14 protein-coding genes are annotated in these 17,859 nt (G+C 74.8%); 9 read left to right on the top strand and 5 right to left on the bottom strand.

Features of this window, described 5'->3' with window-relative positions:
* Nucleotides 1–117 precede the first annotated feature (117 nt).
* The 7 genes from rsmI to V6D49_RS17250 all read left to right on the top strand — a co-directional run bounded on the left by rsmI (nucleotide 118) and on the right by V6D49_RS17250 (nucleotide 6,026).
* Nucleotides 118–972, top strand: a complete 855-nt coding sequence (gene rsmI, locus V6D49_RS17280; RefSeq protein ID WP_340560831.1) for a 16S rRNA (cytidine(1402)-2'-O)-methyltransferase — start codon at nucleotides 118–120, stop codon at nucleotides 970–972.
* A 79-nt stretch (nucleotides 973–1,051) separates the two neighbouring features.
* Nucleotides 1,052–1,339, top strand: coding sequence for a hypothetical protein (locus V6D49_RS17275; RefSeq protein WP_340560829.1), 288 nt, complete (start codon nucleotides 1,052–1,054; stop codon nucleotides 1,337–1,339).
* Nucleotides 1,340–1,373: 34 nt separating this feature from the next.
* Nucleotides 1,374–2,228 (top strand): TatD family hydrolase, encoded by an 855-nt coding sequence (locus V6D49_RS17270; RefSeq protein WP_340560827.1) that lies wholly within the window; start codon nucleotides 1,374–1,376, stop codon nucleotides 2,226–2,228.
* 9 nt (nucleotides 2,229–2,237) lie between these two features.
* A complete protein-coding gene (gene rsmA, locus V6D49_RS17265) occupies nucleotides 2,238–3,167 on the top strand; it encodes a 16S rRNA (adenine(1518)-N(6)/adenine(1519)-N(6))-dimethyltransferase RsmA (protein WP_340560825.1) in 930 nt (309 codons plus the stop codon).
* Complete coding sequence (locus tag V6D49_RS17260; RefSeq protein WP_340560823.1) at nucleotides 3,164–4,057, top strand: 4-(cytidine 5'-diphospho)-2-C-methyl-D-erythritol kinase; 894 nt, start codon at nucleotides 3,164–3,166, stop codon at nucleotides 4,055–4,057. Before rsmA ends, V6D49_RS17260 begins: the two co-directional genes overlap by 4 nt.
* Nucleotides 4,058–4,207: 150 nt before the next feature.
* On the top strand, nucleotides 4,208–5,026 hold the full coding sequence (locus V6D49_RS17255) for an oxidoreductase (protein ID WP_340560821.1): 819 nt from the start codon (nucleotides 4,208–4,210) through the stop codon (nucleotides 5,024–5,026).
* A gap of 10 nt (nucleotides 5,027–5,036) precedes the next feature.
* Nucleotides 5,037–6,026, top strand: coding sequence for an AraC family transcriptional regulator (locus V6D49_RS17250; protein WP_340560819.1), 990 nt, complete (start codon nucleotides 5,037–5,039; stop codon nucleotides 6,024–6,026).
* A gap of 15 nt (nucleotides 6,027–6,041) precedes the next feature.
* On the opposite strand, the gene V6D49_RS17245 is transcribed toward V6D49_RS17250, so the two are convergent.
* A complete protein-coding gene (locus V6D49_RS17245) occupies nucleotides 6,042–7,307 on the bottom strand; it encodes a serine hydrolase domain-containing protein (protein WP_340560818.1) in 1,266 nt (421 codons plus the stop codon).
* A gap of 406 nt (nucleotides 7,308–7,713) precedes the next feature.
* Between V6D49_RS17245 and V6D49_RS17240 the strand changes: the two genes are divergently transcribed.
* Nucleotides 7,714–8,130 (top strand): SsgA family sporulation/cell division regulator, encoded by a 417-nt coding sequence (locus tag V6D49_RS17240; RefSeq protein WP_340560817.1) that lies wholly within the window; start codon nucleotides 7,714–7,716, stop codon nucleotides 8,128–8,130.
* A 108-nt stretch (nucleotides 8,131–8,238) separates the two neighbouring features.
* Here V6D49_RS17240 and V6D49_RS17235 read toward each other — a convergent pair whose 3' ends face one another.
* On the bottom strand, nucleotides 8,239–10,491 hold the full coding sequence (locus tag V6D49_RS17235; protein WP_340560816.1) for an MMPL family transporter: 2,253 nt from the start codon (nucleotides 10,489–10,491) through the stop codon (nucleotides 8,239–8,241).
* Between the two features lie 216 nt (nucleotides 10,492–10,707).
* Here V6D49_RS17235 and V6D49_RS17230 point away from each other — a divergent pair, with 216 nt between their 5' ends.
* Entirely contained in the window at nucleotides 10,708–14,193 is a 3,486-nt protein-coding gene (locus tag V6D49_RS17230; protein ID WP_340560815.1) for a S41 family peptidase, read from the top strand.
* Nucleotides 14,194–14,323: 130 nt separating this feature from the next.
* On the opposite strand, the gene V6D49_RS17225 is transcribed toward V6D49_RS17230, so the two are convergent.
* Genes V6D49_RS17225 through V6D49_RS17215 form a run of 3 tightly spaced genes read right to left on the bottom strand, consistent with a single transcriptional unit; the run spans nucleotide 14,324 to nucleotide 17,711 of the window.
* Nucleotides 14,324–15,211, bottom strand: coding sequence for an SDR family oxidoreductase (locus tag V6D49_RS17225; protein ID WP_340560814.1), 888 nt, complete (start codon nucleotides 15,209–15,211; stop codon nucleotides 14,324–14,326).
* A complete protein-coding gene (locus V6D49_RS17220) occupies nucleotides 15,208–16,164 on the bottom strand; it encodes an alpha/beta fold hydrolase (RefSeq protein ID WP_340560812.1) in 957 nt (318 codons plus the stop codon). The genes V6D49_RS17225 and V6D49_RS17220 overlap by 4 nt, the downstream gene beginning before the upstream one ends.
* Nucleotides 16,161–17,711, bottom strand: a complete 1,551-nt coding sequence (locus tag V6D49_RS17215; RefSeq protein WP_340560810.1) for a flavin-containing monooxygenase — start codon at nucleotides 17,709–17,711, stop codon at nucleotides 16,161–16,163. The genes V6D49_RS17220 and V6D49_RS17215 overlap by 4 nt, the downstream gene beginning before the upstream one ends.
* Nucleotides 17,712–17,859 lie beyond the last annotated feature (148 nt).

Here is a 17,859-nt window from a genome sequence, read left to right as displayed (position 1 = left end):
CGGCGGGTGTTGCCCCCGGAAGGCCCCGGCACGACGACGCCACCACGGCGGCGTGACGGGGGTCCGCGCCGCCGGGCGGCGGGCGGCGGACGGGTCCCCGGGTGCGAGGATGGGGCGGTGACCGGAACGCTCGTACTGGCAGGAACGCCCATCGGGGACGTGGCCGACGCCCCACCGCGACTGGCGGCGGAGCTGTCCGGCGCGGACATCGTCGCCGCCGAGGACACCCGGCGGCTGCGCCGTCTGACGCAGGCGCTCGGCGTGCAGCCCACGGGCCGCGTCGTGTCGTACTTCGAGGGCAACGAGGCCGCCCGCACTCCGGAACTGGCGGACGCGCTGGCCGGTGGGGCCCGCGTCCTGCTGGTGACGGACGCGGGCATGCCCTCCGTCTCCGACCCCGGGTACCGCCTGGTGGCCGCCGCCGTGGAGCGGGGCATCGCGGTGACGGCCGTCCCCGGCCCGTCCGCCGTGCTGACGGCGCTCGCGCTGTCCGGGCTGCCGGTGGACCGGTTCTGCTTCGAGGGCTTCCTGCCGCGCAAGGCGGGCGAGCGCCGGACGCGGCTGGCGGAGGTGGCCGGGGAGCGGCGCACGCTCGTCTACTTCGAGGCCCCGCACCGGCTGGCGGACACGCTGACCGCCATGGCCGAGGCGTTCGGCACCGACCGCCGGGCGGCGGTGTGCCGTGAGCTGACCAAGACGTACGAGGAGGTGCGGCGCGGTCCGCTGGCCGAGCTGGTGGAGTGGGCCGGGGCCGGGGTGCGCGGGGAGATCACCGTCGTGGTCGCCGGTGCGCCCGCGCCGGACCCGGCGGCGCTGGACGACGCGGAGCTGGCCGGTCGGGTGGCGGCCCGCGAGGAGGCCGGGGAGTCGCGCAAGGAGGCGATCGCCGCCGTGGCCCGGACGACGGGGGTGCGCAAGCGGACGGTCTTCGACGCCGTCGTCGCGGCCAAGCCCCGCCCCGGCGACCGGTAGCGCGGCTTCGCGGCCTCCCGCCATCCCCTACCCGCCGGTACGGGGCTACCCTCGAATACAGTAGCGGGAGGAGTCGCCCATGTCGGACTTCAGGGACACGCCACTGCGCTCGGTGGAGGAGTCGTACGCCTTCGCCTGCCTGTCCTGCGGCCACTCGTGGGAGCAGACCTACCGGATCGAGCACCACCTCGACGAGGACAACCGCCCGTACTTCCTGTACTTCGCCGGGAACCGGCGGGTTCCGTCACCGCTGAACCGGCTGACGTGCCCCCAGTGCGACGGGCACGACGTGCGGATCGTGCGTGCCGGGCAGGCCGAGTCGGTCTCCTCGGCGATGGACGTCGGCTGGCCGCCGCTACGGCGCTGAGGCCGGGGATCGGGCACGTCCTAGGATCGGCGGTATGGCTGCCTCATCCTCCGCCGACCGCACCGCGCCCCCGCTCCCCGAACCGCTCGGCGTGGCCGTGGCCGACTCGCACACGCACCTCGACATGCAGGACTCCACCGTCCCCGAGGCCCTGGAGAAGGCCGCCTCCGTCGGGGTGACCACGGTCGTCCAGATCGGCTGCGACCTGGAGCGGGCCCGCTGGGCGGCCCAGGTGGCGGCCGAGCACGACGCGGTGTGGGCGGCCGTCGCGCTGCACCCCAACGAGGCACCCCGGCTGGCGCTGGAGGAGGGCCCCGAGGCTCTGGAGGCGGCGCTGGCGGGGATCGCGGAGCTGGCCGCGCTGCCGCAGGTGCTGGCCGTCGGCGAGACGGGGCTGGACCACTACCGCACCGGCCCCGAGGGGAAGGCGGCCCAGGAGGAGTCGTTCCGCCGGCACATCGCGCTCGCCAAGGAGGTCGGCAAGGCGCTCGTCATCCACGACCGGGACGCCCACGAGGACGTCCTGCGCGTCCTGGACGAGGAGGGCGCCCCGGAGCGCACCGTCTTCCACTGCTTCTCCGGTGACGCGGAGATGGCCAAGGTCTGCGCGGCCCACGGCTACTACATGTCCTTCGCGGGCAACGTGACGTTCAAGAACGCACAGCCGCTGCGGGACGCGCTGGCCGCCGCCCCGCCGGAGTTGCTGCTCGTCGAGACCGACGCGCCGTTCCTCACCCCCGTCCCCTACCGGGGGCGGCCGAACGCCCCGTACCTGATCCCGGTCACGCTGCGCGCCATGGCCGAGGTCAAGGGCATGGACGTCGACGTGCTGGCCGGGCACGTCGCGCGGAACACCGCGCAGGCGTTCGGCTACCCGCCCGCCCCGTAAACTGCACCGGTGAGCACAGCCCCCGACCCCTCCGCCACGGCCGGTCCGCCGGACGCGCTGCTCGGTCCCACCGACGTCCGCGAGCTGGCCGCCGCGCTCGGGGTGCGGCCCACCAAGCAGCGCGGCCAGAACTTCGTCATCGACGCCAACACCGTCCGCCGCATCGTCCGCACCGCGCAGGTGCGCCCGGACGACGTCGTGGTCGAGGTGGGGCCCGGCCTCGGGTCGCTGACCCTCGGGCTGCTGGAGACCGCGCGCCGGGTCGTCGCCGTGGAGATCGACGACGTGCTGGCCGGGGCCCTGCCGACCACCGTGGCCGCACGCCTCCCGGCGGCCGCCGAGCGGTTCGCGCTGGTCCACGCCGACGCCCTGCGCGTCAGAGAGCTGCCCGGCCCGGCACCGACGGCGCTGGTGGCCAACCTGCCGTACAACGTCGCCGTGCCCGTCCTGCTGCACATGCTGGCCACCTTCCCGACCATCGAGCGGACGCTGGTGATGGTGCAGTCCGAGGTCGCCGACCGGCTCGCGGCGCCCCCCGGCTCCAAGGTGTACGGGGTGCCGTCGGTGAAGGCCGCCTGGTACGCGGACGTCCGGCGGGCTGGGGCGATCGGGCGGAGCGTCTTCTGGCCCGCCCCCAACGTCGACTCCGGGCTGGTGTCCCTGGTGCGCCGCGACCCCCCGGCCACCAGCGCCGGGCGCGCGGAGGTCTTCGCCGTCGTGGACGCCGCCTTCGCGCAGCGCCGCAAGACGCTACGGGCCGCGCTCAGCGGCTGGGCCGGGTCCGCCGCCGCCGCCGAGACGGCCCTGCGCGGCGCCGGGATCTCGCCGCAGGCGCGCGGGGAGTCGCTGACGGTGGAGGACTTCGCCGCCGTCGCCGAACAGCTGCCGACGGCGCGGGCGTCCGCGCCGGCCCGGCGGCCGAGGGAGGAGCAGCCGTGAGCGTCACCGTCCGGGTCCCGGCCAAGGTCAACGCGCAGCTCGCCGTAGGGCCGCCCCGCGCGGACGGCTTCCACGACCTGGCCACCGTCTTCCTCGCCGTGGGCCTCCACGACGAGGTCACCGCGACGCCCGCCGACGCCCTGCGGATCACCTGCTCGGGGCCGGACGCAGCGCAGGTGCCGCTCGACGCGTCGAACCTGGCCGCCCGCGCCGCCCGCCTCCTGGCCGACCGGCACGGCCGGGCCCCGGACGTCCACCTGCACATCGCCAAGGACATCCCGGTGGCCGGGGGCATGGCGGGCGGCAGCGCCGACGCCGCCGGTGCCCTGCTGGCCTGCGACGCCCTGTGGGGCACCCGCACCCCCCACAGCGAGCTGCTGGAGCTGTGCGCCGAGCTCGGCTCCGACGTACCGTTCTCCCTGCTCGGCGGCGCCGCCCTGGGCCAGGGTCGCGGTGAGCGGCTGACGCCGCTGGACGTGGGCGGCACCTTTCACTGGGTCTTCGCCGTGGCGGACGGCGGCCTGTCCACCCCGGCCGTCTACCGGGCGTTCGACGGCCTCGCGGCGGGCCGGGCCGTCCCGCCGCCGGAGCCGTCCGCCGCGCTGATCGACGCCCTGCGCACCGGCGACGTGCACGCGCTCGCCGCGCACCTCGGCAACGACCTCCAGCCCGCCGCGCTCTCCCTGCGCCCGTCCCTCGCGGACACCCTCGCCGCCGGGACGGCCGCCGGGGCCCTGGCCGCGCTCGTCTCCGGCTCGGGTCCGACGTGCGCCTTCCTCGCCGCCGACGCCTCCTCCGCCGCCAAGGTCGCCGAGGCCCTCGCCACCTCCGGCACCTGCCGCACCACCCGCCTCGCCCCCTCCCCCGTCCCCGGCGCCACCCTCCTCTGACCACCGGCCCGGCCGTACGCGGCGACGCGCCGGGGAATCGGCGCCTTGTGCGAGTGGCGTGGCGGCTTCTGCCAGTGCCGTGAGGCTCGGCGCTCCCTACCGTGGTGGCAGCGGCGGTCAGGGGACCGGCGGAGACGGGAGTCGGAGAACATGCGTACTGCACTGGTGACCGGTGCCTCCTCGGGCATCGGCAAGGAGACGGCCAGGAAGCTCCTGGAGCGGGGGTACACGGTGTACGCCGTCGCGCGCCGCGTCGACCGGATGGCCGACCTGGCGAAGCTGGGCGCGGTCACGCTGAGCATGGACATCACCCGGGACGCGGACGTCCGGGCCGTCGTCGACCGCGTCACCGCCGAGCACGGCGGCGTGGACGTGCTCGTCAACAACGCCGGCTTCGGCCTGTACGGGGCGATCGAGGACACGACCGTCGACGACGCCCGGTACCAGTTCGAGGTCAACCTCTTCGGCCTGGCCCGGCTCACCCAGCTCCTGCTCCCGCACATGCGCGAGCGGGGACGGGGGAAGATCGTCAACATCTCCTCGATCGGGGGCAAGGTCTACACCCCGCTGGGAGGCTGGTACCACGCCACGAAGCACGCCCTGGAGGGCTGGTCGGACACGCTGCGCCTGGAGGTCACCCCGTTCGGCGTCGATGTGATCGTCATCGAGCCGGGCGTGATCGAGACCGAGTTCGGCGACGTGCTGACGGAGCCGATGCTGCGGCGTTCCGGCTCGTCGGCGTACGCCGGACTGGCGCGCAGGGTGGCCGCGGCGAGCCGCGCGAACTACGCCCCGGGCAAGGGCACCTCCGCCGCGCGGCTGGCCGAGGTGATCGTCGGTGCGGTCGCGGCACGCCGTCCCCGCACGCGCTATGTGGCGGGCCGGTACGGCAGGTCACTCCTCACCCTGCGCAGGTGGCTGAGCGACCGTGCCTTCGACCGCCTGATGATGCGCGTGGCGGGCGGGTAGGGGTGGCGACGTGACCGCTGACACCTTCGCCCTGGAGCCCTCCCTGCAGGCGCTGCTGACGGACCTCGGCGTCCACCCCGCCCACGTACTGCGCCGGGCGGGCCTCCCGCCGGACCTGCTGGCCAGGGGCCCGGTGCGGCTGGCCGCCGCCCGGTACTTCTCCCTGTGGCGCGCGCTGGAGGAGGAGACGGGCGACCCCCTGCTGCCGCTCACCATCGGACGGGCGCTGTCCCCGGAGGTCTTCGACCCCCCGCTGTTCGCCGCGCTGTGCAGCCCGGAACTGCGGACGGCCGCCCACCGGATCGCGACGCACAAGCGGCTGGTCTGCCCGGTCAAGCTGCGCGTGGACGAGGCCCCGAACCGCATCCGGGTCGTCTACGAGTGGCCCGCGACGCTGGACCCGCCGCCGCCGCTCGTGGCCACGGAGCTGGTCTTCTGGGTGGTGCTGGCCAGGACCGCCACCCGGACCGGGGTCCGGCCGCTCCGGGTCGCCGCCCCCGTGCCGCCGCAGGACGCGGAGCCCTACCGGGAGTTCCTCGGCACCGCGATCGAGCGCGGCCCGCTGCCGTCCGTCACCTTCTCCGCGACCGACGCGGACCGGCCGTTCCTGACCGCCGACCAGCGCATGTGGGACTTCTTCGAGCCGGAGCTGCGCCGACGGCTCTCGGAGCTCGACGCCGACGCGTCCACGGCGGACCGGGTGCGCGCGGCCCTGCTGGAGCAACTCCCCGCGGGCAGCGCGGCGATGGAGGCGACGGCCCGCACCCTGACCGTCAGCACCCGCACCCTGCAACGGCGGCTGAAGGACGAGGGCACCAGCTTCCAGGCCGTCCTCAACGCGACGCGCGAGGCGCTGGCCCGGCACTACCTGAACCACTCGGGGCTGTCGGCACGGGAGGTCTCCTTCCTCCTCGGCTACCAGGACCCCAACTCCTTCTACCGGGCCTTCCACACCTGGACCGGCCGGACGCCCGCGCAGGCGACGGCGGAGGTGGTCTGAGCGGCGCCGCTCGCGTCAGTGCCGCGCGTCCCGCAGGCAGGTGCGGAGGGCGCGGACGAGGGCCTGGGCACGGGGGTCGGACGTCACGGACCGCTGCATGCCGTTCGTGACGTAGCCGAAGCCGATCCCCGTCTCCGGGTCGGCGAAGGCGAGCGATCCGCCGCGTCCGGGGTGGCCGAAGGAGGCCGGGGAGAGCATCGGCGAGGAGGGGCCGTGGAGCATGTACCCGGAGCCGAAACGCGTCCGCACGACCAGGACGCGGTCGGGGCCGACGGACTCCTCGGTGCGGGCGAGGGCCAGGGTGGCCGGCACGTAGAGGCGGCGCCCGGGGCCGCGTCCGGCGTCCTCGACGGGACCGACGAGCGCGGCGTAGAAGCGGGCCAGGCCGTGGGCCGTGGCCACACCGCCGGAGGAGGGCTGCTCGGCGGCCCGGTGGGCCGGGTCGTTCTCGTCGGGCAGCGGGTCGACGACGCCGAAGGCCCGGCGGGTCGGCGAGTCGGGGTCCTGGTGGGCCCGGGCGACGTCGGGCTTGGGGCGCACCTTCAGCCCGGCCGACGCGGGCGGCTCCGGGGCGGGCACGGGGGCCAGACGTCCGACGCGGGGGGCCTCGGCGTCGGGGAGGCCGATCCACAGGTCCAGGCCGAGCGGGTCGGCGATCTCCTCGGCGAACCACCGCCCGAGGGTGCGGCCCGTCGCGCGGGCCACGACCTCGCCCAGCAGCCAGCCGTAGGTGTGCGCGTGGTAGCCGTGCGCGGTGCCCGGCTCCCACAGCGGCGGCTGCGCCGCCAGGGCGGCGGGGCCGCTCACGCCGTCCCGGGCCTGCTCGGGGGCGAGCGGGGTGTCCAGGACGGGCAGCCCGGCGCGGTGGGCGAGCAGGTGACGGACGAGGACGCGTTCCTTGCCGTGGGCCTTGAACTCCGGCCAGTAGGTGCCGACCGGCGCGTCCAGGTCGATCCGGCCGCGCTGTTGCAGGAGGTGGAGGACGGCGGCGGCCGGGCCCTTCGTGGCCGAGCGGATCACCTGGGCCGTCTCGCACCGCCAGGGGCGGGCGGGGGCGTCGTCGGCACCGGCGGCACCGGCGGCTGCGTCGGCACCGGGGGCTGCGTCGGCACCGGGGGCTGCGTCGGCGTCGGCGCGGCCGGCCCACAGGTCGACGACGGGGCGGCCGTCGCGGTAGACGGTCACGGCCGCGCCGACGTCACCGCGCTCGGTGAAGTTCGTGCGGAAGGCGTTCAGGACCGGTTCGAATCCGGCGGTCACCGTGCCCTGGACGTCGGTCACTGCGCTGCTGCTCCTGCCTGGTGCGGTCCGGTCCGCCCGCTGAACGCGGCGCGGCCGGTGTGTACTGGTCGTCCCCTATGGTGCGCTACGCGTCCGCAAGGGCGACCGAGTGGGGGTCGAAGCCGAAGGGCGGCTCCGGCCGGTGGGCGCGCAGCAGTTCCCCGTCGCACAGGGGCCTGCGCGTCGGGCCGTGCGCGGCCGGGATGAGGGAACGCTTCGATCACGGCGCGATCGAACGATGATAGGCATCTGGTGCGAACGGCTTGCACAAGCGCATCCCTCACTGTGCGACACCCGGCGGGCGCACAGGGTCGTGTGGGGGAGTTCACAGGCGCGCGGCCGCACCCGTACGCCGGTTTGCGGGTCTTACACAGCGACGGGCATCCGCCCGCGAAGGAGCCCGACGATGCGACGACCGCTCACCATCGACCACACCGTCAACGTACGGCTGGCCAGCCGCCCCGGCGACCGTCCGGTACCGGCGACGCTGCGCTACGACACCTCCGACCCGCTCGCCGTCCGGGTCGCCTTCCCCGCCGAGGCGGCCCTGCACGGCGCCGAGGTCACCTGGGTCTTCGCCCGCCGACTGCTGGACGAGGGACTGCGCGGACCGGCTGGCGACGGCGACGTGCGCTTCCGCCCCGGCCCGCCCGGGCGGACGTTCATGGAGCTGAAGGCGCCGCAGGGCTCGGCGCTGGTGGAGCTGGCGGCGGAGGACCTGCACCGGTTCCTGGCCGCGACGTACACCTTCGTCCCGCAGGCCGTGGAGACCGCCCGGCTCGACGTCGACGGCGCCCTCGCCGCCCTGCTCGGCTCCGTCTGACCACCGACGAACGTGGCGCGTCCGGAGGCTGCGGCGCCCGCACACCTCCCGGCCACGCACGCCGATGGCCCGGCGCCTCGCGGTGCCGGGCCATCGGGGTGTGCGGGGTCAGACGGAGACGCGCTCCCGCTCCGGGTCGGCGGCGGGGCCTTCGGCCTTGGCCAGGTGCTTCTGCAGCCGCTCGCCCTCGACGTCGACGTTGGGCAGCGCGCGGTCCAGCCACTTCGGCAGCCACCACGCCTTGTCGCCCAGCAGGGCCAGCACGGCGGGCACGATGGCCATGCGCACGACGAAGGCGTCGAAGAGGATGGCCACGGCCAGGCCGAAGCCCATCATCTTGACCATGGAGTCGCCGGCGCCGATGAAGCCCGCGAAGACGCTGATCATGATGACGGCCGCGGCGGTCACCACGCGGGCGCCGAGCTTGAAGCCGGTCACGACCGCCTGGCCGGGCCGCTCGCCGTGGACGTAGGCCTCCCGCATCCGGGTGACGAGGAAGACCTCGTAGTCCATGGCCAGACCGAAGATCACACCGATCATGAAGATCGGCATCATGCTCATGATCGGGCCGGTCTGCTCCACGCCCAGCACGCCGGCCAGCCAGCCCCACTGGAAGACCGCGACGACGGCGCCCAGCGCAGCCAGCACGGACAGCAGGAAGCCGAGCGCCGCCTTGAGGGGCACCAGCACCGAGCGGAACACCATGAGCAGCAGGACGAAGGCCAGGCCGACGACCAGCGTCAGGTAGGGCACCAGGGCGTCGTCCATGACCTGCGAGAAGTCGATGCCGCTGGCGGTGAAGCCGGAGACGAGGACGAGGGCACCGGTCTGCTCCTCGTAGGAGCCGGCGCGGTCGCGGATCTCCCGCACCAGGTCCTCGGTCTCGGTGCTGCTCGGCCGGGACTCGGGGACGACGGCCATGACGCCCGCGTCGCCCTTCTCGTTGAGCAGCTGCGCGGGGGCGACGTTGGCGACGCCGTCCAGCTCGCGGATGCTGTTGCCGACCTCCTCGGCCGCCGCCTGCGGGTCACCGCCGTCGGCGATGACCTCGTCGAAGTCCATGACGACGAGCAGCGGGCCGTTGAAGCCCGGGCCGAAGCCCTCGGCGACGAGGTCGTAGGCGCGGCGCTGGGTGGTGGACGTGGGCTGGTTGCCCTCGTCGGGGAGGCCGAGCGTCATGCTGCCGACCGGGAGGGCGGCGACCCCCAGGCCGATGACCGAGACCAGCAGGACGACGAGCGGCTTGCGCAGCGTGAAGCGGGCCCAGCGGGTGCCCAGGCCGGGCTTGCTGTCGGCCGTCTCGGGCGCGGGGACGCCCGTCTCCGGGTTGGCGTTGCGGACCTTGCGGCCGAAGATGCGCTTGCCGACCATGCCGAGCGCGGCCGGGACGAGGGTGATGGCGACGAGCACCGCGATGACGACCGTCGCCGCGGCGGCGAAGCCCATCTTGGTGAGGATCGGCACGTTGACGACGGCGAGACCGGCCAGCGCGATGATCACGGTGAGACCGGCGAAGACGACGGCGGAACCGGCGGTTCCGACGGCTCGGCCGACGGCCTCCTCGCGGTCGCGGCCCTCCGCCAGCTCGGCGCGGTAGCGGGAGGCGATGAAGAGCGCGTAGTCGATGCCGACGGCGAGGCCGATCATCATGGCGAGCGTGCCGGTGGTGGCCGACAGGCCGAGCGTCGACCCGAGGGCCACGATGCCGGTGACGCCGATCATCACGCCGATGAGTGCGGTGATCAGCGGCAGCCCGGCGGCCACGAGCGAGCCGAAGGTGAGGATGAGGACGAGCGCGGCGACACCGATGCCGATGATCTCGCCGTGGCCCATGTCCGGCTCGGCGAAGAGCACGTCACCGCCGACCTCGACGGTGAGCCCGGCCTCCCGCCCGAGGTCGGCGGCCTCCTCGATCTGCTCCCGGGTCTGGTCCTCCAGCTCGGGGCCCGGCACCTCGTAGGAGCCGTTGGCGATCGCGGTGGTGCCGTCCTGGCTGATCGTCTTGGTCTCGAAGGGGTTCTCGATGCTGACGATCTGCTGGTGCTTCTCCGGCGACAGCGCCCCGAGCACCTTCTCCACGGCGGCCTGGTTGTCCGGCTCGGTGATGGCCTCGCCGTCCGGGGCCTTGAAGACGAAGCGGCCCTGCGCGCCGTCGGCGGCGGCGTCACCCGGGCTGCGGTCCTCCATCAGGTCGAACGCCTGCTGGGACTCCGTTCCCGGCAGCGCGAACTCGTCGTCGGGGGGGTCTCCGGCGGTCGACGCGGCGCCGATCACGACGACGAGCACCGCGGCCCACAACAGGGCAACGATGCGCCGCCGCCGGAAGGCGAGCCGGCCGAGCTTGTACAGGAAGGTGGCCACGGGAGGGATACTCCGGTCTGGTCGGGCGGGCAGTCGGTGCGGGAGAAAATGACAGTCCCTGACAGAAGAGACGCGTGAGCCCGCGTCCGGGGTGCCCGGTTCGCCGCACTGAGGCGCAGGTCACATCGAACAGGCGGAACGTCCCGTTCCCGGCGCGCGTCCCGACCGCGCGCCGCCGAGTTGCCGGGGCCCGGGGGCGGCCGAACCATAAGAGGGGTGAGTGACGACGCCGCGTACCTCCGGTTCCCGCACCTCCACGGTGACCTGCTCTGCTTCGTCGCCGAGGACGACGTGTGGGCGGCGCCCCTCGTCCTGCCGGGGCGGCGCCCGGAGCGGGCCTGGCGGCTCACGGTCGACCGCACCCGGCTGGGTCCGCCGCGCTTCTCCCCCGACGGGCGGCACATCGCGTTCACCTCGTGGCGCAGCCTCGACCCGGAGATCCACCTCGTCGACGTCGCCGGGGGCCCGGCCCGGCGGCTGACGTACTGGGGCGCCCCCGACACGCGGGTCTGCGGCTGGACGCCGGAGGGGGACGTCCTGGCCGTCGCCTCGCACGGGCAGCCGTTCCCGCACTTCACCTGGGCGTACCGGCTGCCGCTGGACGGCGGGCCCGGCGGACGGCTGCCGTGGGGGCCGTGTACCGACATCGCCGTGGACGACCTGCTGGGCTACCCGGGCGGGGAGCGGCGCACCCTCCTCCTCACCGGCTGCCCGCCGCACGAACCGGCCGCCTGGAAGCGCTACCGGGGCGGTGCCACGGGACGGCTGTGGCTGCACGGACGGCGGCTGCTGCCCGAGCTGGCCGGACACCTGGACGCCCCGATGTTCGTCCGCGACCCCTCGGAGACGGGCGAGGACGGCTCACCCGGGTGGCGGATCGCCTTCCTCTCCGACCACGAGGGCGTCGGGAACCTCTACTCGTGCCGCACGGACGGCACCGACCTGCGGCGGCACACCGACCACGCCGACTTCTACGCCCGGCACGCCTCCTGCGACGGCACCCGCGTCGTCTACCAGTGCGCCGGGGAGGTGTGGCTGGTGGACGACCTGAGCCCCGGCGGCACACCCCGCCGCCTGGACGTCATGCTGTGCGGGCCGCGCACCGGGCGGCGCGGCTACCAGGTCCCCGCGGCCACCCGGCTCGACGGCCTGGCGGTGGACAGGACGGGCCGGGCCAGCGCCGTGTGCGTCGGCGGCAGCCTGTACTGGCTGACGCACCGCGACGGCCCGGCCCGGGTCATCTCCAGTACACCCGGCGTGCGGGTGCGGCTGCCGGAAATGCTCGGCTCCACCGGGCGCATCGCGTACGTCACCGACGCCGAGGGGGAGGACGCCGTCGAGATCGCCTGGCTGCCGAGGGCCAGCGGTGGGCGGGGCCCGCGCCGGGTGGCGGCCGGGCGGCTGGGCCGGGTGCACGAGCTGGTCTCCTCCCCCGACGGCGACACCCTCGCCGTCGCCGCACACGACGGACGGCTGCTGCTGGTCGACGTGGCCGGGCTCCTGGCCCGGGAGAACGACACGGCGGCGGGCGGGGTGACGGACGGCGCGGAGGCCCCCCGGGCGGGCGAGGACGGCGCCGGCGCGGAGGAGGGCGCCGGCGAGGGAGGAGACGGCGGCCCGGAGGACGGCAGCGACGGCGGCGCGGGAAAGGAAGGAGCTGACGGAGGGGACGGCGGTGAACCGGTCGTCACCGAGCTGCTGCGCTCCGCCAACGGCCCGGTGCGCGACCTCGCCTTCTCCCCCGACTCCCAGTGGCTGGCCTGGGCGCACCCGGGCATAGGGCGCACCCTGCGCCAGATCCGCATCGCCCGGATCGCGGACGGCACGGTCATCGACGTCACCGACGCCCGGTTCGAGGACGAGCAGCCGGTGTTCACCCGGGACGGCCGCTACCTGGCGTTCCTGTCCTGGCGGGGCTTCGACCCGGTGTACGACGTGCACACCGGGGACCTGTCGTTCCCGCTGGGCTGCCGCCCCTACCTCGTCCCGCTCTCCTCCGCGACGCCGTCCCCCTTCGCGCTGAACCCCGAGGGGCGCCCCGCCACCGGGGGTCTGGACCCCACGGAGCTGCCGGGCGGTTTCGACGAGGACCGCGCCGTGCTGGTGGAGGCCGAGGGGCTGGCCAGCCGCGTCACGCCGTTCCCGGTGACGGCGTCGAAGTACTCGGCCCTGACCCCGGTCGCGGGCGGCGGGCTGGTCTGGCTGCGCTATCCGATCTCCGGCGCGCTCGGCGAGACGTTCGTCAACCCGGCCGACACCTCGGGGCGTCCCACCCTGGAGCACTTCGACCCGGCGCGCGCCAAGCGCATCGAGCTGAGCGCCGACGCCGACTCCTTCGCCGTCAGCGGCGACGGCACCCGCATGGTCGTCAACGACGAGGGCGATCTGCGCGCCGTGCCCGCCAACGACCTCGCCGACGGCGACTCCACCGTCTGGATCGACCTGCGTCGCATCCTCCACGACGTGCACCCCGGCGCGCAGTGGCGGCAGGCGTTCGAGGAGGCCGGCCGCATCACGCGCGCCTACTTCTGGGAGCCGGGCATGTGCGGCATCGACTGGGACGCGGTGCTGGCCCAGTACCGGCCGCTGGTGGACCGGGTGGCGTCCCCCGACGAGTTCGCCGACCTGCTGCGCGAGGTGCTGGGCGAGCTGGGGACCTCGCACGCGTACGTGGCCGCCGCCCGACGCAACGAGGGCCCGCCGCACTACCAGCGCCCGATCGGGCTGCTGGGGGCCAACCTGGCTCGCACGAAGGACGGCGAGTGGATCGTCTCGCGCATCCTGCCGGGCGAGTCCTCCGACTCCAAGGCCCGCTCACCCCTGGCCGGTTCGGGCATCCGGGACGGCGCCGTGCTCACCCACGTGGACGGGCGCCCCGTGGACCCGGCCGCCGGGCCGTACCCCCTGCTGGCCGGAGCCGGCGGCACGACGGTGGAGCTGGCCTTCCGCGCCCCCGGGGGCGCCGGGCCCGCGCGCCGCGTGGCCGTCGTCCCGCTGATCGACGAGCGGCCGCTGCGGTACCAGGACTGGGTGGCCAAACGCCGGGCGGTCGTGCGGAAGCTGAGCGACGACCGCTGCGGCTACCTGCACATCCCGGACATGGGCGGCTCGGGCTGGGCGCAGTTCAACCGCGACCTGCGCATGGAGGTCTCCCGCCCGGCGCTCATCGTGGACGTCCGGGGCAACGCGGGCGGCAACATCAGCGAGCTGGTCATCGAGGGCCTGACCCGCACCATCCTCGGCTGGGACCTGACGCGGGACGCCGAGCCCGTCTCGTACACCTCCAACGCGCCGCGCGGGCCGATCGTCGCGCTGGCCGACGAGGCGACGTCCTCCGACGGCGACATGATCACCGCCGCGTTCCGGCTGCTCGGCCTGGGGCCCGTCGTCGGCTCGCGCACGTGGGGCGGGGTCGTCGGCATGACGGGCCGCCACCGGCTCGGCGACGGCTCGGTCATCACCGTGCCGATGAACGCGGCCTGGTTCGACGCCTACGGCTGGGACGTGGAGAACCACGGCGTCGCCCCGGACATCGAGGCGCTGCGCACCCCGCTGGACTGGGCCGAGGGCCGCTACACCGTGCTGGACACGGCCGTCCGCACGGCGTTGGACCTGCTGGAACGACATCCGGCCAGCACCCCGCCGGACGTCTCCGACGTCCCCGACCGCCGCCGCCCGCCGCTGCCTCCCCGCCCGGTGTGACGCGGCGCACCACCCCTGACGACGACGGTCGGGTGGAGGGAGCACCCCGGCTCACCGGTGCGCTCCCCACGTCCCCGCGCGGCTGACCCCGCGCGGGCCCCACGCGGCCCGCCCGGCTCCCCGCCCCGGGTCAGCCGCGCTCGCGCTCGTCGGCGGCGCCGCCCGCACCCACCAGGCCGGTGGGACGAGCGCCCCGCGCGGCGAGCAGCCTCGGCGCGACCCTGCGCATCTCCCGGCGCCCGCCCACGCCGACGATCGTCGGCAGAGCACCGCGCACGAACTGCATGCCGCGCAGCCACCACTGCCCGTAGACGTGCGGCGACCGGCGTTCGATGCCCGCCACGATCCGGTCCACGGCCGGGCCGAGCGGGTAGGTCCTGTTCATCGGTGGCGGCATGGAGTTGGCGCGCAGGTCGCGCATCACCTCGTCCTCGTCGGCGCCGCGCACCATGTCGGTGTCCGTCCAGCTCAGGTAGCCGACTCCGACCCGCACCCCCTGGTGACCGACCTCCGCGCGCAGGCTGTGCGCGAACGCCTCGACGCCCGACTTCGACGCGCAGTACGCCGTCATCATCGGCGCCGGGGTGATCGCGGCGAGCGAGGCGATCTGGAGGAAGTAGCCGCGGGACTCCGTGAGCGCGGGCAGGAAGGCCCGCCCCGTCACCGCTCCGCCCACGAGGTTGACCTCGATGACCCGGCGCCAGGTCACCGGGTCGCTGTCGCCGAACAGGCCCCCGGTGGCGACACCGGCGTTGGCCACGACGACGTCCACCTTCCCGAACCGGGCCCTCACCTCCCCGGCCACCTGCTCCATGGCCACGTGGTCGGTGACGTCGGCGTGCCAGTGGGCCGATTCCGTCGGGAGCGCGGCGCTCACCTTCTTCAGCTCGTCCGGCTCCAGCCCGACGAGGGCGATCTTCGCGCCGCGCGCCGCCAGCTTGCGGGCCAGCAGCGCGCCGACGCCCCGCGCGCCGCCGGTGACGACGACGACCTGGCCGTCCAGGTTTCCACGCTTCATCGGGACTCCTTCTTCACATCGGCCGTCGTGTCGGCGCCGGAGGGCTTCAGGTGGTCGGCGACCAGGCCGCGCAGGACGTCCGTCACGGACTCCGGGTCCTCCAGCGGCGTCATGTGGCCGAGGCCGCGCTTCTCGTGCACGCCGACGCAGTGCGGTAGCGCGGCCACCAGCTCGCGCGCGTGCGACAGCGGCGTCAACCGGTCGTGGGTGCCCGCGAGGACGGCCGTCGGCATGGTGAGCCGGGGTACCTGCGCGGAGAGGTCGAGCTCGTTCAGCACCTTCCCCCAGCCCCGCCGCACCGTGCGGTGACAGGCGTGCACGATCCGCGCGCAGGCCTCGATCCGCTCGGGCGCCGAGCCGGGGCCCATCGTCGCGTAGGCGAGCATCGCGCGGCTGACCGACGAGACCGGGCCGAGCGGGGCGGGCGAGGTGAGCAGCAGCCGGTGCGCCAGCCCGCGCGGGCCCGCCCCGCCCGGCACGGGCAGGACCCGTGCCTCGGCGGAGAGCCGCCGGGCGCCAGTGCTGCACAGGAAGGCCGCGGCGGCGTGCCGGGCCAGCGTGGGCCGTCCGGCGGCGGCCATGATCGTCATGCCGCCCATGGAGTGCCCGCCGACGACGGCCTGCTGCCGCGGATCGAGGACCGCCTCCAGGACGGCGCACAGGTCGTCGGCGAGGGCCTGCGTGCTGTAACGGCCCGGGGTGGCCGGCGACCTGCCGTGACCGCGTTGGTCGTAGGCCACGACGCGGACACCGTCGGCGGCCAGGGCGCGGGCGACGGGCGCCCAGAAGGCGATGTTGCACGTCCAGCCGTGCGCGAGCACGACCGTGGGGCCGCCGGCCGGGCCGAACTCCTCGACGTGCAGGCGGGCCCCCGTGCTGGAGGTGACCCGTCGGGTCGCGGCCGGTTCCGGCGCCGCGAACGGGCCCGAGGTGAGCGGGGCGACGGGGCTCATGCGGCGGCCTCCCCGGATGCGGCGGGAAGCGAACGCCCGGCGGGGACGGCCCGCTCGTCCCGGCCGGGCCGCTCGGCGCGCAGCACCTCGTACTCCTCCAGCCGGACCTCCCGCGTGGCGCGGCGGAACTCCGCCGTGGTGCCCGGCCACACGGTGGTGTTGCGGCCGTTCGCGTCCAGGTACCAGCTGTCGCAGCCGCCGGTGTTCCACACCGTGCGCTTCATGCGCTCCTGGATCCGCGCGGTCCAGGCGTGCACGGCGCCGCGCCGCGCGTCCAGGGCCACCCGGCCGCCGAGGGCGTCGAGCCGGCGCAGGTAGTCGACCATGTAGGTCAGCTGGGCCTCGATCATCAGGATCATGGAGCTGTTGCCGAGCCCGGTGTTCGGCCCGATGATCGTCATGAAGTTGGGGAAGCCGGCGGCGCTCGCGCCGCGCAGCGACTCCATGCCGTCCCGCCACTCCTCGGCCAGCGTCGTGCCGTCGGCGCCCTTGACCCGCTGGGCGATCGGCATGTCGGTGACGTGGAAGCCGGTGCCGAAGATGATGGCGTCGACCTCCGTCTCGGTGCCGTCGGCCGCGACGAGGGTGTTGCCCCGGACCTCCTTGAGCCCGGAGGCCACCAGGTCCACGTTGTCCTGCGCGAGCGCCGGGTAGTAGGAGTTGGACAGCAGGATGCGCTTGCAGCCGATGCGGTAGTCGGGCGTCAACTGACGGCGCATCTCCGGGTCCTTGACGGCGCGCTTCATGTGCAGGAGCGCGAGCTGCTGGACGGGCCCCAGCTCACCCGGCCGCTTGGTGAAGGCGCTGACCTGCAACTCGCGGATGCCCCAGAGCAGTTGGCGGCGCAGGTACCGGGTGACGGGCAGCTTCGCGTGCAGCCAGCGCTCCGCCCCGGTGATCCTGCGGTCCACGCGCGGCATGACCCAGGCCGGGGTCCGCTGGAAGAGCGTGAGCCGGCCGACCGTCGGCTGGATCGCGGGCACGATCTGGATGGCGGACGCGCCGGTGCCGATCATGGCGACCCGCTTGCCGCGCAGGTCGTAGTCGTGGTCCCACTGCGCCGAGTGGAAGACCTTGCCCGTGAAGCCGTCGAGCCCGGGAATGTCCGGGATCTTGGGGTCGGAGAGCGGGCCGGTGGCGGAGACGACGACGTCCGCCGTCAGGGTGCCCTGCGAGGTCCGCACGACCCAGCGCAGCTCCTCGGCGTCCCACTCCGCCTGCTCGACCGTGTGCCGGAACCGGATGTGCGGGCGCAGCCCGAAGGTGTCGGCGACCCGCTCCAGGTAGGCCCGGATGTGCGCCTGCCCGGAGAAGCTCCGCGGCCACTCGGGGTTGGGCGCGAAGGAGAACGAGTAGAGGTGCGAGGGGACGTCGCAGGCGCACCCGGGGTAGGAGTTGTCGTGCCACGTGCCGCCGACGGCGTCGCGGCGTTCCAGGACGACGAAGTCCGTGATGCCCGCCCGGCGCAGCCGCACGGCCGCCCCCAGGCCGCCGAACCCGGAACCGATCACCGCCACCCGTACATGCTCATGCTCGCGCTCGCCCATGCCGCGCCCTCCCGGTCTCCGTACCGTCATGCAAACCGCGCCAGCAATCACTGGCGCAATCGCAGCGTAGAGGAGCGGCGTACTCATGGGTAGGGGGCGGCGCGGAAAAGTTACCGCCGGTTGCACCACGCCGCGCCCACGGCTCCCG

Source organism: Streptomyces sp. GSL17-111 (assembly GCF_037911585.1).
Classification (GTDB): domain Bacteria; phylum Actinomycetota; class Actinomycetes; order Streptomycetales; family Streptomycetaceae; genus Streptomyces.
Note: the sequence above shows the minus strand (reverse complement) of the source record. Positions and strands in the feature narration are given on the sequence as shown.

Coding starts and splice junctions, on each gene's coding strand:
- V6D49_RS17270 (WP_340560827.1), top strand. CDS start 1,374: ATGGCTGCCTCATCCTCCGCCGACCGCACCGCGCCCCCGCTCCCCGAA.
- V6D49_RS17225 (WP_340560814.1), bottom strand. CDS start 15,211: ATGAAGCGTGGAAACCTGGACGGCCAGGTCGTCGTCGTCACCGGCGGC.
- V6D49_RS17220 (WP_340560812.1), bottom strand. CDS start 16,164: ATGAGCCCCGTCGCCCCGCTCACCTCGGGCCCGTTCGCGGCGCCGGAA.
- V6D49_RS17255 (WP_340560821.1), top strand. CDS start 4,208: ATGCGTACTGCACTGGTGACCGGTGCCTCCTCGGGCATCGGCAAGGAG.
- V6D49_RS17215 (WP_340560810.1), bottom strand. CDS start 17,711: ATGGGCGAGCGCGAGCATGAGCATGTACGGGTGGCGGTGATCGGTTCC.
- V6D49_RS17240 (WP_340560817.1), top strand. CDS start 7,714: ATGCGACGACCGCTCACCATCGACCACACCGTCAACGTACGGCTGGCC.
- V6D49_RS17275 (WP_340560829.1), top strand. CDS start 1,052: ATGTCGGACTTCAGGGACACGCCACTGCGCTCGGTGGAGGAGTCGTAC.